Here is a 17,953-nt window from a genome sequence, read left to right on the forward strand (position 1 = left end):
AGAGGATTTCAGTGGGGCACACCCGGGCGCAACTGCCACCTAAAATGTTGGCTTCCAGAATGGTTTCTGCGGCGCCATTAATGTTGTTTTCGCTGATTTGGCGAATAAAGCTGGGGATATCAATATCCGATGGGCATGCCTCAACGCAGGGGGCGTCGAAACAGTACAAGCAGCGCTGGCTTTCGATCATTGCTTGGCGGTGGGTTAACGGCGGATGGAGGTCGCTAAAGTTGCTTGCCAGTGTCGGTGGGTCGTAGGTGCCGACCTCTTGTGCGCTAGGCAGGTGGTCAAGTGAGTGGTTCACGGTCATCTCTCCTGTTGGCTTTTTTCTTTTCTTGAGGAGCTGTTCAGCGCGTTACGGCTACCGGTGCATTTAATTCGGCACGTTTAGCCAGTAGCTCAAACACACCTGGGTAGGCGGGGCGTTTTAAGTAGCGCCCAGCACCACGCTCGGCGTGCAGTTCACCGTCTCGCCATACCCACTTTCCTTGGCTAATCGTGTGGCGAGCAATACCGCGCACCGTTTTGCCCTCGAAAATGTTGAAGTCGACATTTTGATGATGAGTTTTGGCGGAGATCGTACGTGTGCCATTAGGATCCCACACCACAATATCGGCATCGGCGCCCACTTGGATGGCCCCTTTACGAGGGTACAGGTTGAAAATTTTGGCGGTATTGGTAGACGTCACTGCGACAAACTCCTGGGGCGAGAGCTTGCCGCTGTTAACGCCTGCGTCCCATATCACTGCAAGGCGATCTTCTACCCCTGCTGTGCCGTTAGGGATCTTGGTAAAGTCATCTTTGCCTGCGGCTTTTTGCTCTTCGCAGAAGCAGCAGTGGTCAGTGGCAGTGGTTTGCAAATTGCCAGACTGCAGGCCATGCCAAAGCGCTTCCTGATGCCCTTTGGGGCGGAACGGTGGGCTCATTACGTGGGCCGCGGCGGTTGCCCAGTCGGGATGCTGGTAAACGCTGTCATCAATGAGTAAGTGTCCTGCCAGACACTCGCCGAATACTGGGTGGCCTTGCTGGCGGGCATAGGCAATTTCATCGACGGCGTCTTTGGTGGATACATGTACCAGATAAACCGGCGCGCCTAGCGTGCTGGCAATTCGAATCGCTCGGCTGGCGGCTTCACCTTCTACTTGTGGTGGGCGCGAAAGTGGGTGAGCTTCCGGCCCGGTAATGCCCTGGGCCAGTAGTTTCTGCTGCATGTGGTAAACCAGTTCGCCGTTTTCGGCGTGTACCGTAGGTACCGCGCCCAATTCCAGGCAGCGTGAAAAGCTTTCCACCAATATGTCATCAGTGGCCATAATCGCGCCCTTGTAGGCCATAAAGTGCTTGAAACTATTCACTCCATGTTCGCGCACCAGGGTACCCATTTCCTCTTTGACGCTCTCATCCCACCAGGTGATTGCCACGTGGAAAGCGAAATCGGTAGCCGCTTTTTCCGCCCACCCTTGCCACGTCTCAAAGGCTTCTAAGAGTGATTGGCCTGGGCTTGGAATGACAAAGTCGATAATCGTCGTGGTGCCACCCGCCATAGCAGCGGCGGTGCCGGTGTAGAAATCTTCGCTAGCCACTGCGCCCATAAATGGCATTTGCATATGGGTATGAGGGTCAATGCCACCGGGCATTACTAACTGATTGCTGGCATCAATGATGTCGCAGTTGTCGGGGAGGTCCAGGTCGGTGCCGATGGCGTGGATTTTTCCGTCGACGCACAGAACGTCGGCGCGGTAAGTATCGGCATGGGTGACGACGGTGCCGCCTTTGATCAATAAACTCATCATGCAGTCCTCGTATGATTCATCAACAGGGCTACTCACCATCAGTGAGGCGGGTGTATGCATCGGGGCGACGATCACGGAAGAACTGCCAGTTATTGCGCACCTCGCGCACCATGTCTAAATCAATTTCATGCACTAGTAGCTCGTCTTCCGTTTCGCTGGCCTGGGCTTCGATTTTGCCGCGGGGGTTGACGATGTAGCTGGAGCCGTAGAAGTTGCCAATATTCCAGGGTGCTTCTGTGCCCACGCGGTTGATAGCGGCAATGAAGCAACCGTTAGCCGCAGCGGAAGCCGGCTGCTCAAGCTCCCATAGGTACTGGGAAAGCCCTGCCACGGTAGCGGAGGGGTTGAAGATCACCTCAGCACCGTTGAGTGCCAACGCACGCCAGCCCTCGGGGAAATGGCGGTCATAGCAGATATAAACACCAATTTTGCCGTAGGCAGTGTCGAAGACCGGCCAGTTTGATTTGCCTGGCTTGAAGAAGAATTTCTCCCAAAAACCGGCCACTTGAGGAATATGAGTTTTATGATATTTGCCGAGGTAGCTGCCGTCGGCATCAAACACGGCGGCGGTGTTGTAGTAAACGCCGGTCTCTGTCTCTTCATACACGGGCACGATAATTACCATGCGGTGTTCGGCAGCCAGTTTTTGCATCATCTGACACGTGGGACCTTCTGGAACCCGCTCTGCGGCGGCATACCATTTGCCATCTTGGCTTGGGCAGAAGTACGGCTGGTTAAAGACTTCTTGAAAACACAGTACTTGCACACCCTGTTCGGCGGCCTGCTGAATCATCGGTAGGTGCGCTTCGTTCATCGCATCGCGGATCGCCGCAGGGTCTAAATCAGTGCTGGTTTTGAGACCCATTTGAATTAAGCCAATTTTCATTTTCTGCATAGAACAGCCCTCTCAAGTCATACGCGCCAACCGCATGCGTACGCATGTCGGTACGTTACTGGTCAAGTAACAAGTTTGTGGTTACGTGGCGTGCAGCGGCGTCTTACTGTGCCTTTTTCGCTTAGCCTTGCTTGTGAAACGTGCTTTGAAAATAGCGTAATACAAGCGAGGGTAAGCGAGCGTCTTATTGTTGTTTATAAAGTTGTCATGTTTGACAGCTTTTTGAACATAGTCCTTTATGAGGTGTTGTTTCAAGTGTTTTTTAATAATTTTACTTGATTGATTTAACTCTTTGATTTTTTAATGTTTTTATTATTTTTAGTGATGTTTTTGCTAAGTTTGTGAAGTGTTGTTCGATATTGGTGATGTTTTGTTTTTTATTTAAAAACATATGCTTGTGTTATTTTATTTTGGGTGTTGATGTTTTTTTCGCATCTTTTTGGTGCGGATTTTTTTTAAATAGCTACGCTTATTAATGGCTTTTAATAGCTGGAAGGCGAATAACAACAATCACGCTAAAGGTATGTGTATGCCTGCCTGATAAGTCAGCTTTTTGATCAATAGGTTAGTGTTTGTGCTTTTGTTTTAGGCACGCTTATTGCTCTTAAAAGACAGACACCGTGAATATAATGGGCAACAGCACTGCTGAGGAGACTATATGACTGGCTCAACATCCCGAATGGTGGACAGAGAGGGGTTAATTGAACTCGACGTAGGCAAAGACGTAGGTGATAGCCCTCGTTTCAATAAAGATATTGCACCCACTCAGGCGAGTGAGCGCACTTGGAGCAAATGGAACATTGCGGCACTTTGGGTGGGGATGTCGATTTGTGTGCCGACCTACACGTTGGGTGGTGTGTTAACCGCCTACTTTGGCCTGAGTGTGGGGGAGGCGCTTTTTGCCATTTTTCTAGCCAACGTGATTGTCCTGATTCCGCTCACTCTAAATGCCTTTCCTGGCACTAAATTTGGTATTCCCTTTCCAGTTGTGCTGCGATCATCGTTCGGTATTTTAGGTTCTAATGTGCCTTGTTTGGTGCGGGCTCTCGTAGGCTGCGGCTGGTTTGGCATTCAAACGATGTTTGGTGGTTTGGCTATTCACCTTCTGTTATCCGAACTGGTCCCCGCTTGGGCTGCGCTGGGTGGGGTAGGTGAAGTGATTGGCTTTTTTGTCTTCGGCGCAATGAATCTTCTTGTGGTCATTCGTGGGGCTGAGTCGATCAAGTGGCTGGAAACCCTAGCGGCGCCATTGCTGCTTGCTGTGGGGGTTGGATTAATGATGTGGGCATGGCCGCACATGTCGATGACTGAGTTATTAGCGCAACCGCCTTCGCGCCCAGAAGGAGCGTCGGTATATGGCTACTTCTTTGCAGGGTTAACCGCGATGGTGGGGTTTTGGGCGACGTTGTCGCTGAACATTCCTGATTTCAGCCGGTTTGCCAAAAGCCAAAAAGATCAAATTGTTGGCCAAGTGATTGGGCTACCGCTGACAATGTTCTTCTTTGCAGCGTTGGGCGTTGTATTAACGGCGGCGTCTGAGTCGCTAGTGGGCCAGACGGTTGCTGACCCAGTACGTTTGATTGGCTATATCGAAAGCCCTTTCTGGGTAGTGCTTGCCATGTTGCTAATCATTATTGCCACGATTTCCACCAATACCGCTTCGAATATTGTTTCTCCCACGAATGACTTCCAGAATATTGCCCCAAAACTGATTAACCAAACCCGCGGTGTGCTTATGACCGGAGCGGTGGGTGTTTTATTGATGGGCTACGATCTTTTGCAGAAAGCGGGTCTCATTGCTCAAGGGGTGTCTCTTGAACAGATGTATTCAAACTGGCTGCTGGGATACTCCAGCTTGCTTGGCCCCATCGCAGGCATCATGGCAGTGGACTATTTCCTAATTAAAAAGCAGCGTTTAGATGTGCCTAGCTTATATATGGATAACCGTGCTTATCCTGCGGTTAATGTGGCGGGTTTTATCGCGTTCGGCGTGCCGGTGGCTCTGACACTAATCTCGCTGTTAACCGGCACCATGAACTGGTTCTATGACTATGGCTGGTTTACCGGCTCTGCGCTTGGCGCGATTGTTTATTACGCCGCAAGCCACGTTTTAACATCATCTTCTCAGGTAGGGCCCGCACCACACATGGCCAGCGAGACGGCAAAGCTGCCATAAACTCGTTATAAGTAAACGTCGTTAATAATCAAAGCTCGGCTAAGTGCCGAGCTTTGATTATTTTGTGCTTGGCATAACCAGGTGAGCTATTTTGCGCCTTTCACAAATCCTAAAAATGCATCGACCACCCGGTTGGGTCGGCGATCATGGCGAGTGATTAGAACAAACGGAATCTGATAATGCTGAGTACCCGGCTGAAGGGCGCGCATCTTATTGGCATTAACCCATTGGGCGGCAACATGTTCTGGAAGAAAACCGATAAACCGTCCAGTGAGAATCAAAAACGCAGCGCCCTCCCGATCAGAGGCAGACGCTTGTAAATTTAACGCATCATGTGCTTTACGCGCATCGCTAGGGAGTGGGTAGCGAGGCGTTATCGCTGGATAAGCGGCAATTTGTTCAGCTGTGAATGCTTCATCAGTTTCATCAAACAAGGGGTGGCCAGCTGCGCAGTAAAGAAACGAAGGCTCTTCGTACAACAGTTGTGTTTCCAAGCTGGAGGGTAAGTTAACCGCAGGCACTACGCCGACATGCAAGTGGCCATCCATTACGCTTCGAATAACGGCATCTGAAGGCTCCATGTGGATATTAACCGTGACTTCATGGTTTGGCGCTGTCAGCTCGGCGAGCGCATGGGTAACATGCATGGCAGGCAAGGTGACCAAGTTGTCGGTGATACCGATATTCAGTTCGCCCTTGATGGTATGATGTAATGCGTTTACATCGCTTTTAAAGGCTTCGAGCGCGGTCAGTAGCGTCAAACCTGCTTGGTAAATTTCTGTGCCTTCTTCGGTTAAACTAAAGCCACCTCGGCCACGCTGGCATAGCGAAAAGCCTAGCCTGCCTTCTAAATCATTCATGTGCTGGCTAATGGCTGAGCGACTGATGCCTAAAGCGATTTCCGCAGCGGTGAAACCACCGCATTCCACGACCGTTTTAAAAATACGCACCAAGCGTACTTCGTAGTCACTCATTTGGCCTAACGATGCCATGGCAGCCTCTTATTAAGTAAAATAACGACTTTTATGAGCTTTTTTGCTGAAAATAGATATACATCAAAAACAAGCCGCGCCACTATTTAGAACCGCTTACGAGGAGCCGCTGTGGTCTATCTTTCACCGTTCTTTTTATACTGTATCAGGTGTGCTCTGGGATATTTGAATAAGGCCTACATATAATGCTGCTACCTCGCAGTGATCGGGTAACTAACAAAAGCCAGGTAATGCCTGGCTTTCGGCGCCAAAAGCAGCGCGTTATTACGCTCTATGTTCTGTCGTTATGTATGATGATTGCGCTGTTTGGCTGGTTGCTCAAAGGCCAATATCACCAAGAAGTCAATGCGGCTGAATCCCGTGTGATTGCCCGTGCGAATGTGGTGTCAGAATGGGTAACAGGCATGTTTGGGCAGAGCAGCCAAGGTTTGTTTAGTCTGGCCGAGCTGCTAAAAGTTCACCAAGAAAATTCTTTGGGGTTGGATGGTTTAGAGGCGGAAAGTGCAACTGCCGTCCAGCGAGCGCTAGACAATCTTACCGAGTACGTGCCACTGATCGATAGTGTTAGTGTCTTGGACCCTCAGGGGCGCCTACGTTTAAGCAGTAACGCTAATCGAGATGTTGGGGAGGGGATTGGCGACAGCGCCTTTTTCCGCACCTTTCAACAAGGTGGCCAAGACGAAATGATGACGCCGCTTATTTGGTCGACAAGCAAGCAGCGTTTCTTTCTCTATCATGGCAGGCGTCTAGTGAATGACCAGGGCGACTTCGCTGGTGTGATTATGTCTCGTATCATGCCGCATATCCTCAATAGTGCGCTGCAGCAAATGCGACTGTACGACGGTGAGAGTATGGCGCTGATAGATGAGAGTCTAAAAGTGGTTGCTCGGCACCCGGCTCCCCATAAAGGAATGCTCATTGGTAGCCAACTTGATGCACCTGAGACACAGCAGTGGTTAAACAGCGGTAGTGTTACTCGGACATTAGCCGCAATCTCGCCCCTTGACGGAAGTAAACGCTTATTTCACATGCAACGCATTAGGGGCTATCCGGTATTTGTTACAGTGGGCGTTGACCTTCATACGCTGATGTCAGGATGGCGCCAGCGTTTGCTGGTGTTATTGCTGGTCGTTGGTTTAATTACGCTGTTGGGGGCTTGGGGTGTTCGCCACTACTTAAACCGCCTTGCGTTAGCTTACCAACTACATGAACGAATAAAAGAGCGAGAGCTAGCAAGAGCCGAAGCGCAAGCGCGTGGCGCGCGTATGGATGCCTTAGTCCACTCGATTCAGGATTTGATTTTTGTATTTGATGTGGAAGGGCGCTTTAACTATATCCATGCGGCTTCCCCTGAGCAGTTGCTTGTTAAAAGCCAAGATGCGCTGGGAAAACACTTTTCACATGTCTTGCCTGTTTCCTTAGCTCGTGCATTTGCCGCCGTTTTTGAGCGAGTCCAGCAGTTGCATAAAGTAGAAAGATTTGAGTATCCGCTGACCATTGATGCACAGCCACACCATTTTCATGCCACCGTGAGCCCGCTAATCAGTAGTGCTGGACAGTTTGAGGGAGTGTTATCGGTGAACCGTGATATTACCGAAGCGAAGCGCGCAGAAGTTGAGCTGCAGATTGCAGCGGCTGCTTTTCAAGCACATCTGGGCATCATAGTGGCGGATGCACGGGGAGATATTTTAAAAGTTAATGAGACGTTTAAGCGTATAACCGGCTATAGCGATGCTGAGGTGATCGGTAAGAACCCGCGTATGTTTAGCTCTGGCCACCATAACGCAGCGTTTTATCGTCGTTTGTGGAAGCGGGTGATGACCACAGGAAGTTGGGAGGGAGAAATCTGGAATCAGCGCAAAAATGGTGAGCTATTCCCTGAGTGGCTGACGATCAGTGCTGTTTACGATTCAGACGGTGTACTGACTAACTACGTTGCCACCATGAGTGATATTAGTGAGCGCAAAGCCGCTGAGCAAGAGATCCACCAGCTTGCGTTTTATGATCCATTAACGGGCTTCGCAAATCGACGCTTGTTTATGGACAGAATGGAGACAGCTCTTAAAGAGCTAAACCGCCATCAGCGCTGTGGAGCGTTGTTGGTAATCGATATTGACCGTTTCAACCATATTAACGATACCCTGGGGCACCTCGCTGGCGATCAGTTGCTTCAGCGGGTTGCCCAGCGGTTTGGCCAAATGTTGCGCGATACCGATACGTTGGCTCGCCTGGGTAGTGATGAATTTGCGGTGCTTATTGAAGACATCGATGGAAGCCCACGCCAGACACGCCGTTTAGCAGAACATATTGCCCAGAAACTTCTGGTGGCGCTTGATGAGCCGATTAGCTTTTCTGAAGAACAAGTCATGGTCACCGCATGCGTTGGGATTACGGTTGTCTCCGATAGCCAGCGAAGTGCCGAAGACTATCTTCAGCAGGTCGATATGGCCTTGTTACAGGCGAAAGCGAGTGGGCGTCGTGCCATACGCTTTTTTGATCCTTCGATGCAGGCTACGCTACTGGCGCGGGTTAAGCTTGAAGCCGACTTGCGGCAGGCATTGGAGAGTCACCAATGGCGCCTCTATTACCAGCCTCAGGTTAATTGCTTTGGCCACTGTACGGGAGTTGAGGCACTGCTGCGCTGGCAGCATCCAGAGCGTGGCATGGTTCCACCTGGCGAGTTTATTCCACTCTTAGAGAGTACTGGGCTGATTAATGAGGTTGGTGAGTGGGTCATTGAAGATGCATGCCGTCAGCTAGCTTGCTGGGCAGCAACGCCACACCTGCGTGAACTGACGATTTCGGTGAATATCAGCCCACTGCAGTTTCGCGATAGTGAGTTCTTATCTCGCTTACAGCAGGTTTTTGTGCGTACAAAGGCACCGCTTGAGCGCCTCAAGCTTGAAGTTACCGAGTCGTTGTTTGTGGAAGCGCGCGACGATGCTCGTGACAAAATGCTGAGCCTGAAAGCTCAAGGTGTGCGTTTTTCTCTGGATGATTTTGGAACCGGTTATTCATCGCTGGCGTATCTTGCGCAGTTGCCACTTGATCAGCTTAAGATCGATCAGTCGTTTGTCCATCAAGTGTTAGAAAGCAGTGCTAATGCGGCCATTGTGGAGAGTACGATTGCCCTGGCAAAAAGCTTAAATCTTGATGTCATTGCCGAAGGCGTCGAATCAGAGAGCCAGAAAGCGTGGCTGCTGGCTCATGGCTGCCAAGCTTTTCAAGGTTATTTATTTGGACGCCCTATGCCGGTAGACGCTATTGAGAAAACGTTTTTAGCTCAACAGCGCTCCTGATGATTGCAGTGCTGTCAGTAAATTGGTGTGGGTATCAGCGTCATTGTCGGGGGTAATCCCCTCAAGCCGCGAATCCTGCCGCCAGGCGCTATTGCCGAGACTAAGTGTTCCATCGGCTCGATTGAGCTGCTTCCAGCCCTGCTCGGTATGAAAGACGCCTTTTACTCGCGCAGATGAGGGGAACTCACCTAAGTGGGCGGCCAAACGATCAAGGTCAAAGCGTTCACTGGGGTGCCAACGAAGGCCTGTGCTGGTGTATCCAAGGGAGCTAGCCGTCTTGTGCTGAGGTTGGCCCAGCGGAGGAGCAGTATCAAAAAAAGCGCCTTCTAGCGTGGGGGTTGTTATCATTTGACGGTGCGTATCAGGGACAGCAGTATCTTGTTGGGCACGGGTCTGGGCGCTGTTCAACAGCAGCGATAGCGGCATCGTGCCATGCTCACTGCGATGAACCCACTTGCGTGGTGGCCAGAGTTCCGTCACAAACTGCTGCGCATGTTCGTGTTGTTCGGTACTGGCCTGCTCACCCATTGTGATAGCGATGGCATCGGCCATGGCCAACTGATCTTGAAAGGTCTCGTGTTCACGGACCCGGGATTCATCTAACCGGCGCGGATCGAGGGTGGCAATAATATCGTGAACGGCCACAACATCTTGAAAGGCTTCGCCGCGCAGCAGATCGAGTAAGCCGGCTGGATGGCCAAGCCCCGAAGGCTCAATTATGACGCGGTCTGGTTTGTTGCGGGCGAGCAAATTGACCAGTACAGCCTGCAGCACAAAAGCTAATTGGCAACACAGGCAGCCGCCGGGGAGCCCCTTGACGACGACATCGTCACGCTGCTCAAACATCGCTTGATCAATGCCAATCTGGCCAAACTCATTGACTAAAATGGCCCACTTCTCATCCACAGGCTTTTGCTCGATTAGGCTGTGGATAAGCGTGGTTTTGCCGCTGCCGAGAAAGCCTGTAATGATATGCACGGGCACGCGAGTGGCTGACAACGTTTAACCCCCTGTCATATTCATAAAGCGCACCACCTGGACATCGCCATCGGTAGTAAAGTGATGGCGCTCGGGCTTGAGCGGCAAGGCATTAATAATGGCGGTTTTCAACGCCTGCATATTGCCAGGATGTCGGCGCAGTACGGCACGCAAATCGACAGAGTGTTCATTGCCGAGGCAGAGCAGTAGACGGCCTTCAACGGTTACCCGAACGCGGTTGCAGCTATCGCAAAAGTTGTGACTATGGGGTGAAATAAAGCCAACCCTGCTGCTGCTATCGGCCATTTTAAAATAGCGCGAAGGCCCAGGTGTGGTTTCCGTTGACGGCATGAGTGGGTAGCGTGTCTCGATCAGCGCTTGAACGTCGTCACTAGAGTAAAAGGTCTCGGCCCGCGAGTGGTCAGACACATCGCCCAGCGGCATCTCTTCGATAAAGCTGATATCCAGCCCTTCTTGGCGAGCGAACGTGACGAGGTCCAGCACTTCATCATCATTGCGCCCCTTGAGAATCACAGCGTTAAGCTTGATGCGTGAAAAGCCTGCTTCTTTAGCGGCGTGAATGCCGTCAATCACTTTCGCTAACTCACCTGTACGGGTGAGCTGTTTGAAGCGCTCGGGGTCAAGAGAGTCGAGGCTGATATTGAGCCTGCGCAGCCCCCCTTGATAGAGCCGTTTGGCGTGTTTACGCAGACTGGCCCCGTTCGTGGTCATGGTAAAGTCGTTGAGCCCTGGCAGCGCGCCAATGTCGTCCACGAGCTGCTCAATGCCTTTACGCACTAGCGGTTCGCCTCCGGTTAGGCGGATTTTCTCAACGCCTAATTCGGTAAACGCCTGGGACACCATGGCAAGTTCTTCCAGCGTAAGCACCTGGGCTCTTGGCAGGAAGGTCATCTCTTCGCTCATGCAGTAAACGCAGCGAAAGTCGCAGCGATCCGTCACGGAAATGCGTACATAGCTAACACGGCGGCCGAAATCATCAATGAGTTTTTCGGCAATTGGTTGTTTGGTCATTGCCACCTCGTCAGTGGTTGGATGCAGACTGCATCGCCTGGCTGGGCGCCTGCTTGATCATCACCCAGTTCAATCAGGCAGTTAGCAGCTACCATCGAGGTTAAAATCCCAGACCCCTGCGCTCCGGTACTACGTACCTGCAGCACACCGTGAGCATCGCTTGAATAAATGCCACGTATAAAATCGGTGCGCTTTAGGCGACTTTTTAGCGGAGTTTGGGTAATGGCTGTTAAACGCCTCGGTGGAACGAAGGGTTGTTTTTGTAAACGTTCCAATAATGGCACCACGAATTGACTAAAGGTTACCATGACCGCAACGGGGTTGCCGGGTAAGCCGACAAATGGTTTGCGCGATTCACCCAGCCAGCCGCAGGCCATGGGGCGTCCGGGTCGCAGCGCCACGCGCCAAAAAGCTAATTGGCCTAATGTTTCCAACGCTTCCCTGGTGTAATCGGCGTGGCCGACAGAAACGCCCCCACTGGTAATGACTAAATCACACTGCTTGGCTGCGCTAGCCAGGGCGTTTTGAATGGTGGTGGGGTCATCAGGCAAAATGCCTAGATCCATCACTTCAGCACCCTGTTCGTTGAGCAAGCCCATCAATGTAAAACGATTGGTGTCGTAAACGCCTGCGCTGGGCAGCGCTTCGCCAGGGGGAGTGACCTCATTTCCAGTAGAGAAAATAGCCACCTTTGGGCGCCTGAAAATGCAAACCTCACCATAGCCCAGTGAGGCTATTAACCCCAAACAGGCGGCATCTAGCCGTGTGCCAGCTACCAGTGCTACCTCGCCTAGGGCAATATCTTCCCCCGCTTGACGCACATGCTGACCATGGCTAACCCGGTCGGGGGCATCGATGGTGACACTGCCATCATGCTCGCTAAGCTGCTCGCGCATGATAATGGTGTCGGTGCCTGACGGTAAGGGAGCGCCGGTGGTAATGCGTACGCACTGGCCGAGAGGTACGCTGCCTTCAAACGTCTGTCCGGCAAAGGCATCGCCTGCAATCGGCCATTGGGTTTGCTGAGGTTGCTCATCTGGCCACGCCAGGGCGATACCATCCATGGCTGCATTGGTATTCTGTGGCACGTTAATTGGCGCGGTGATGTCGGTGGCTAAGCGCCTGCCATAAGCTTGGCTAAGCGCTACCGACTCTACCGCAACGGGCTGTTCAGCCAAGGACAGCAGTGCCTCTCGCGCTGCGTCAACGCTGAGCATTTGCTCACCGAGTTCGAAGCACGACAGGCTCATGGTATTTCCTTCGAGGCCGGATCTTTAAAGACAGTGCTTAGTGTTAGCTCCAGCCGAGCTTTTTCTTCTTCAGTATTGAGGTTGGCAAACGTTTCCGGGCAATCCGACATATCGACCTTGCACCATGAGTGGCGAGCGTACCAGCGGTCGATTTTACGTTCGCCCTCAGCCAGCGCATTCGCTAAGTCATCGGCAAGCGAGGTGCGCAGCAGTGCGACGACTGGGTGCAGGCGCTCGCCGTCAAACGCAACGGCGATATCGTGTTCACCACTCGCTGAGGTGATGCCCGCCACCATACGCGCCACTAAGTCATTGGGTAGGGCAGGTGAGTCGCAAGGGGCAACCAGTAGCCAGGGTGTTTTAGCAGCGCGTAGGCCACTATAAATGCCCATCAAGGGGCCTTTAAAGCCGCCTTCCTCGTCCTCAATAACCCGGGTTGCAAACAGTGCATAGGCATCAGTGTTGCGATTGGCGTTGATCAATAGTTCAGAGACATGGCCATCAAAGCGTTGAGCCACATGGGCCACGAGCGGTAGCCCCGCGAAGGGTTCAAGGCCTTTGTCACGCCCACCCATACGGCGGCCTTCGCCGCCCGCGAGAATCATGCCAGTGAGGGTTTGTGGGGTGATCATATACCGGCCTCCTTAGAGGTGCGTGCGCTGGGTGGTTTGGCTGGAATGGCATCTAACGTTAGGCGGTTAGCGGTATTAATCGCCTGGAAGTGTTTGCCTTTAGCCCGAGCAATCAGCATCACGCCGAAGCGTTCCGCCAGCTCCACACCTTTTTGGGTCACCCCTGAACGTGAAACCAGCACGCTGATCCCCATTTGCGCCACTTTCAACACCATTTCGGAAGTTAAGCGGCCAGTGGTATAGAAAATATCAGCACTGCTGCTTTCGGCCTGGTTGAGCCACTGGTGGCCTGCCAGGGTATCCACCGCATTGTGACGTCCGACATCTTCAACGAAGTCGAGCACGCGGCTTTGCTGGCACAGCGCGCAACCGTGTACTGCTCCCGCGCTGCGATAAGTCTCGTTGTAGGTATTCAAATTGGTTAGCAACTGATAAAGCGTTGATTGCGCCAGCGTTGTCTCAGGTAACACAGAGAGCGATGTTTGTTCCAGTAATTTGCCGAACACGGTCCCCTGACCGCAACCCGTGGTGACGGTACGGGTACTCAGCCGGTTGTCTAAATCGTCAGGTAAATAATCGGTGACGACGGCGGCGGACTCTACCTCCCAATCCACCTGTACCGCCGATAAATCTTCCGCGCGGCGCAGTAATCCCTGGTTGCGTAGGTAGCCCACCACCAAGGCTTCTGGGTCATCGCCCAGCGTCATTAGCGTGACAATTTCACGCTTATTGAGATAAACCGTTAGCGCGCGCTCTGCGGCGATGGCTTGTTGGCGAGAGTCGCCGTAAGCATCTAGCACATCGATTGTCGTCGTGGCCGGTAAGCGGGCTCGGCTTAACTGAAGGGCGGGCATCCGCAATCCTCGTTGGAACCTAGTGAAGAATCATGTAACGCATACATGTAAATTATAATAGTTGAGTAAAACACTCTGAGTTGACGATGATGGCGCTCAAAAGGCTTACTTGTCTACCCATTCAAGGTCTAAGGTGGTCTATCCGTATGAGTGATAATCTGCGCTCTTTGAGCATTACCTTGGTGGCAGAGCCCAAGCAGGTGAGGGGCTTTACCTTAACGCAATGGCGTATCGCTGAGCTCACGCCAGGTGAGCAAGGTGACTATGTGCTTCGCCTTCAACTGTCGATGACCGAGCGTGCGGCCTACCGCTTTAACCTTACGTCAGCAACCCCGCGTCTTTTTGTTCGCGCTGGTTTTACCGGGCAAGCGCCCAAGCCTGATGCTATTACCGCAAGCCAAGATGTCGCGGCGGGCTGGCTTGATGGTGAACAACAGGTACTCGAAGCATCGATGCCGATGGCGATTCAGGTATGGCTGGAAAGCTATTTAGCGCGTCATGGTGAAGCACCACCAGAAAAGCGCAAAAAGAAGCATAAGGGAGCCGGTCGGGCTAAAGAAACCCCGACCAAGGAGCAGCCCCAGTGAGCAGACTTGAACGCTGGTCACGTAAAAAGCGTGGCGTTGAAAGCGGCGAAGCAGACGCAGCATTAGACAACCCTCCCAACGGCAGTGCAGAGCCGACGTCAGAGCTAGGGCTAGAGGCCGATACGCTAAGTGCTACTTCCAGCGATACTGAATCGTTGGGTGCAGAGGCTAGCGTCGATGACGCGCGCCCCCTTCCTGGTAGCTTGGATCACACCTTACCCGACCCTGATCACTTACCGGCAGGCAGTGATTTCAGCGCGTTCATGGCGCCGGGTGTTAGCGCTGCACTGCGCCGCCGTGCCCTAAAAAGGCTATGGGCCACCGGTAACTACAACGTGCGCGATGGTTTGGATGACTACGATGCTGATTATCGTCAGCAGCTTAAGCCTATGGCCACTGAACTGGCAGGCAAGCTTCGCCGCTGGGCAAACAAAGCGGAAGAGGCAGTCGATAGGCCCGCAGAAGCAGACGATGAGAACATCGCGGATGGCAGCATTCCTACCCCACTTGAAGACGTTAATGCCTGTACAAGTGATAGTGGTTTTGTACAAAAACAGCCGCTAGACGACCAGTCTGATTTGTCTGGTGATGAAGTAGACGAATGTATAAATAGGCAGTGATTGTTTTATAAACAATGGGTTGCTGTCGTTATGACGATGAAGCGTTGAGACGCCAATGCGCTTTAAAGTGGCAAAAAACGCCTAGGCACCTACGCTCAAGTTAGAGAAAGCATTAAGATATGCCATTAAAGTAAAAAAACATGACTTTTAATTATAAAAAAAATGACTTTCTGACCGTGAGAATGCATGAACCAACGAATCCAACTGGCATCGGTAGATGACCAGATTAACGTCACCGCCCGCGAAGCGGTACGCCAGCGTATCTCGTGGCCGGTTAACTTAACGCCTGCTAACGTGACTTATCACAGCCGTGGCCATGCGCTGTTGTTGGGTAATTCACACGAGGTTAGCCAAGCTGCCCGAGTGTTACAGGGTCGTGGCTTGGCATCGTTGACGCTGCTGACAACTGATGCTGCAGTTGATTTAGCGGCTGCCAGCGAGCCTCTCACCTGCCAAACGCTAACCGATACCCAGCAATCCCAACTGCGAATCACGGGGTATCTTGGTGCCTTTCGCGTTGAAATAGCGCCCGCGGATAGCGACACGCTCAATCTGGCTCAAGCGCTTATTGAGCGCGACGTGTTTGATGTGGTGCTCGACTTAACGGCAGCAGGCATGTCGAAGGCTACTCATGTATGGGAAATCCCACCACCGGGCTATGTGTGCCTGAATTGGTTAGCCCAAGAAGCTCAGCGCGGTGAGGTTCTGGAAAGCGTTATTGAACTCGTCGGTGAATTCGATAAACCGCGTTATTTCCAGGTTAATAGTGATCTCTGTGCACATTCCTCGAGTGGCAACGTTGGCTGTACGCGCTGTTTGGATGTTTGCCCCGCAGATGCTATTTCCAGCATTCAGGGACGCATTGAATCGCGTATTGAGATTGACCCGTTCCTGTGCCAAGGGGTGGGCAGTTGTACCAGCGCTTGCCCAACCGGTGCGATTGAATTTCGCCTGCCGGAAACCCGTCGTCAGCAAGACACCTTAGCGACGTGGCTGGCCGCCTACCGGGAGGCGGGTGGTCAAGCGCCTGTGATGCGCTTTGTCACCCATGACTTTCTGGATGCTGAACGCAAAGCAGGTGTTGTTACGCCAGGCCATCTGCTTGATGTCCCGCTTGAAGAGCTGGGTGCTGCTGGCCACGATCAGTGGCTTACCGCGTTGGCGAACGGCGCTGCTGAAGTGCGTATTCAGTTGCACGATGAGATGCCGCCTCGTTTAACCACGTTCATCATCCATCAAGTCGCCCAAGCCCACGGCCTGCTAGAAGCGCTGGGGCATGACACTACGCGGATTAAGCTGCTGCAGCCGGAACCGACTGATGAGCGCGATGCACTTCCCACGCTTACGCCCTTAACCGACGCTGCGCTGACCTTTACCGACCCCCATAAGCGCGCCCGCTTTAATCAAGTGCTAGCAACACTGGCGGCACTTGGAGCGCCTAGCAATGACCGGCATAGCATGCCTGAAGGGGCCGCTTATGGTGGCATTCAAGTAGATCGTGAAGCCTGCACGCTTTGTCATGCCTGCGTTAGTAATTGTCCGACGCCTGCATTGAAAGCAGGGGGCGATACACCCGCGCTAAGTTTCTTGGAGTCCGACTGTGTGCAGTGCGGGCTATGTGAACAGGCGTGCCCTGAAAGCGCGATTACGCTGCTGCCTGGTTTTTTGGCTGCACCGGAACGCGACACACGGCAAATTTGCCACGAAGAGGCGGCCTTTGAGTGCATTGGCTGCGGCAAGCCGTTTGCCACTGCCAGTACGGTAGCAACGATCAAAGCGAAGCTGGCTAACCACCCCTATTTCGCGGGCGATGCACTAGCGCGGCTAGAAATGTGCGAGGACTGCCGGGTCAAAGATGTGTGGAAAACTATGATCCGTGACCCTGATGCGCAACTAAAGGTGTAAAGCAATGAGTGATGCAATGCCCACACTTAGCGAGACCGACGCACTGCGGGCCGATATTTATCAGCTTTTAGCCAGCCTGCTACGGCAAGCACCTGACAGTGAGTTATTAACGTGGCTAGCCAGCCTAGACATTGAACAAGACGGCAGCCGACTGGCTGAGTGTTGGGCAGCGCTCTCAAGTGCTACTGGCCAAAGTAGTGTAGATAGCCTTCAGCGTGCCCACTTTCGCCTTCTTGTTGGCGTCATTCAGGGCGAGGTAGTGCCTTACGCGTCTTGGTACCGTAACGGGGAATTAATGGAGGCAGCATTAGTTGCATTACGCCAGGATCTTCGGGCGCTGGGGTTTGAGCGTAGCGAGCATACCCGCGAGCCAGAAGATCATTTGGCTGCTATATGTGAGGTGATGGCGATGCTAATTACGTCCCAAAGCAGCGAGCAGAGCTACTTTTTCCAGCAACACATTGCTCCCTGGTCAACGCACTGCTTTGACGACCTCACTAGAGTAGACACTGTTTTTTACGCATCGCTTGGCCAGTTAGGCGGCGCGTTCATGGAAAGCGAGCAGGCAACGTTGAGCGAAAGAGCGGCCTATCAAGCGGTGCGGATTGTGGAGCCAACGACAACCGCAACTGACGCGGCGCGCGACGTCACACCGTGAGTGGCAGTGCGCAGCGGTAAGCGAATAATAGGGCCAGCAGGCCATGCAGAAGAATAAGGGCATGATAGAGGAGAAACCCATGCACTCGTCACACAACCCTGAGCGCCGCCGGTTTATGAAAACCGTTGGGCTAGGTCCCGCCGCTGCCGGTGCGGCCGCTGCTGTAGGTCACGTCACGCTAGCTCAAGCCGATAGCACCACGTCGATTGAGCCTAAAAAACAAACAACGAACTACCACGAAACTGACCATATTCGTGCGTACTATGCGTCGCTGCGTGATTGACG

The 17,953-nt window shown here is 52.6% G+C and carries 15 protein-coding genes and 1 pseudogene; 7 read left to right on the forward strand and 9 right to left on the reverse strand.

Annotation, left to right across the window (positions count from 1 at the left end; genetic code table 11):
* The 3 genes and pseudogenes from INT22_RS00860 to INT22_RS00870 all read right to left on the reverse strand — a co-directional run.
* A pseudogene (locus INT22_RS00860) lies at positions 1-304 on the reverse strand (dihydropyrimidine dehydrogenase); the annotation flags it as partial.
* A gap of 43 nt (positions 305-347) precedes the next feature.
* Positions 348-1,787: a dihydropyrimidinase gene (gene hydA, locus INT22_RS00865; protein WP_089041008.1), complete on the reverse strand. Its 1,440-nt coding sequence runs from the start codon at positions 1,785-1,787 to the stop codon at positions 348-350.
* A 31-nt stretch (positions 1,788-1,818) separates the two neighbouring features.
* Positions 1,819-2,685: a nitrilase-related carbon-nitrogen hydrolase gene (locus tag INT22_RS00870; protein ID WP_089040646.1), complete on the reverse strand. Its 867-nt coding sequence runs from the start codon at positions 2,683-2,685 to the stop codon at positions 1,819-1,821.
* Between the two features lie 658 nt (positions 2,686-3,343).
* Between INT22_RS00870 and INT22_RS00875 the strand changes: the two genes are divergently transcribed.
* Complete coding sequence (locus tag INT22_RS00875; RefSeq protein ID WP_193060054.1) at positions 3,344-4,861, forward strand: NCS1 family nucleobase:cation symporter-1; 1,518 nt, start codon at positions 3,344-3,346, stop codon at positions 4,859-4,861.
* An 86-nt stretch (positions 4,862-4,947) separates the two neighbouring features.
* Here the strand turns inward: INT22_RS00875 and INT22_RS00880 are convergent, their stop codons facing one another.
* Positions 4,948-5,853, reverse strand: a complete 906-nt coding sequence (locus tag INT22_RS00880) for a LysR family transcriptional regulator (RefSeq protein ID WP_193060055.1) — start codon at positions 5,851-5,853, stop codon at positions 4,948-4,950.
* Positions 5,854-6,038: 185 nt separating this feature from the next.
* On the opposite strand from INT22_RS00880, the gene INT22_RS00885 reads away from it, so the two are divergent.
* Positions 6,039-9,152, forward strand: coding sequence for a bifunctional diguanylate cyclase/phosphodiesterase (locus INT22_RS00885; RefSeq protein ID WP_193060056.1), 3,114 nt, complete (start codon positions 6,039-6,041; stop codon positions 9,150-9,152).
* On the opposite strand, the gene INT22_RS00890 is transcribed toward INT22_RS00885, so the two are convergent.
* The 5 genes from INT22_RS00890 to INT22_RS00910 are packed head-to-tail and all read right to left on the reverse strand — an operon-like array spanning position 9,132 to position 13,898.
* Positions 9,132-10,151: a CobW family GTP-binding protein gene (locus INT22_RS00890; RefSeq protein ID WP_193067502.1), complete on the reverse strand. Its 1,020-nt coding sequence runs from the start codon at positions 10,149-10,151 to the stop codon at positions 9,132-9,134. The two genes, INT22_RS00885 and INT22_RS00890, sit on opposite strands and share 21 nt — an antisense overlap.
* Positions 10,152-10,154: 3 nt before the next feature.
* Entirely contained in the window at positions 10,155-11,162 is a 1,008-nt protein-coding gene (gene moaA / locus INT22_RS00895) for a GTP 3',8-cyclase MoaA (RefSeq protein WP_226912309.1), read from the reverse strand.
* Positions 11,159-12,412 carry a molybdopterin molybdotransferase MoeA gene (moeA, locus tag INT22_RS00900; RefSeq protein WP_193060058.1) on the reverse strand — a complete coding sequence of 418 codons (1,254 nt, stop codon included), beginning with the start codon at positions 12,410-12,412 and terminating at the stop codon, positions 11,159-11,161. Before moeA ends, moaA begins: the two co-directional genes overlap by 4 nt.
* Entirely contained in the window at positions 12,409-13,044 is a 636-nt protein-coding gene (gene mobA, locus INT22_RS00905) for a molybdenum cofactor guanylyltransferase MobA (RefSeq protein ID WP_193060059.1), read from the reverse strand. Before mobA ends, moeA begins: the two co-directional genes overlap by 4 nt.
* The gene (locus INT22_RS00910) at positions 13,041-13,898 is read right to left on the reverse strand and encodes a formate dehydrogenase accessory sulfurtransferase FdhD (protein WP_193060060.1); all 858 of its coding nucleotides are present in this window, start codon (positions 13,896-13,898) and stop codon (positions 13,041-13,043) included. Before INT22_RS00910 ends, mobA begins: the two co-directional genes overlap by 4 nt.
* A 146-nt stretch (positions 13,899-14,044) precedes the next feature.
* On the opposite strand from INT22_RS00910, the gene INT22_RS00915 reads away from it, so the two are divergent.
* The 5 genes from INT22_RS00915 to INT22_RS00935 all read left to right on the forward strand — a co-directional run bounded on the left by INT22_RS00915 (position 14,045) and on the right by INT22_RS00935 (position 17,951).
* Entirely contained in the window at positions 14,045-14,485 is a 441-nt protein-coding gene (locus tag INT22_RS00915) for a DUF3305 domain-containing protein (RefSeq protein WP_095603694.1), read from the forward strand.
* The gene (locus INT22_RS00920; RefSeq protein ID WP_193060061.1) at positions 14,482-15,105 is read left to right on the forward strand and encodes a DUF3306 domain-containing protein; all 624 of its coding nucleotides are present in this window, start codon (positions 14,482-14,484) and stop codon (positions 15,103-15,105) included. Before INT22_RS00915 ends, INT22_RS00920 begins: the two co-directional genes overlap by 4 nt.
* Positions 15,106-15,291: 186 nt before the next feature.
* Entirely contained in the window at positions 15,292-17,010 is a 1,719-nt protein-coding gene (locus tag INT22_RS00925; RefSeq protein ID WP_193060062.1) for a 4Fe-4S binding protein, read from the forward strand.
* A 4-nt stretch (positions 17,011-17,014) separates the two neighbouring features.
* On the forward strand, positions 17,015-17,668 hold the full coding sequence (locus tag INT22_RS00930) for a TorD/DmsD family molecular chaperone (RefSeq protein WP_193060063.1): 654 nt from the start codon (positions 17,015-17,017) through the stop codon (positions 17,666-17,668).
* 79 nt (positions 17,669-17,747) lie between these two features.
* Positions 17,748-17,951, forward strand: a complete 204-nt coding sequence (locus tag INT22_RS00935; protein ID WP_193067503.1) for a twin-arginine translocation signal domain-containing protein — start codon at positions 17,748-17,750, stop codon at positions 17,949-17,951.
* The last annotated feature ends 2 nt before the right edge of the window (positions 17,952-17,953 follow it).

Origin of the sequence: Halomonas sp. 3D7M (assembly GCF_014897885.1) — a bacterium.
Taxonomy (GTDB): domain Bacteria; phylum Pseudomonadota; class Gammaproteobacteria; order Pseudomonadales; family Halomonadaceae; genus Vreelandella.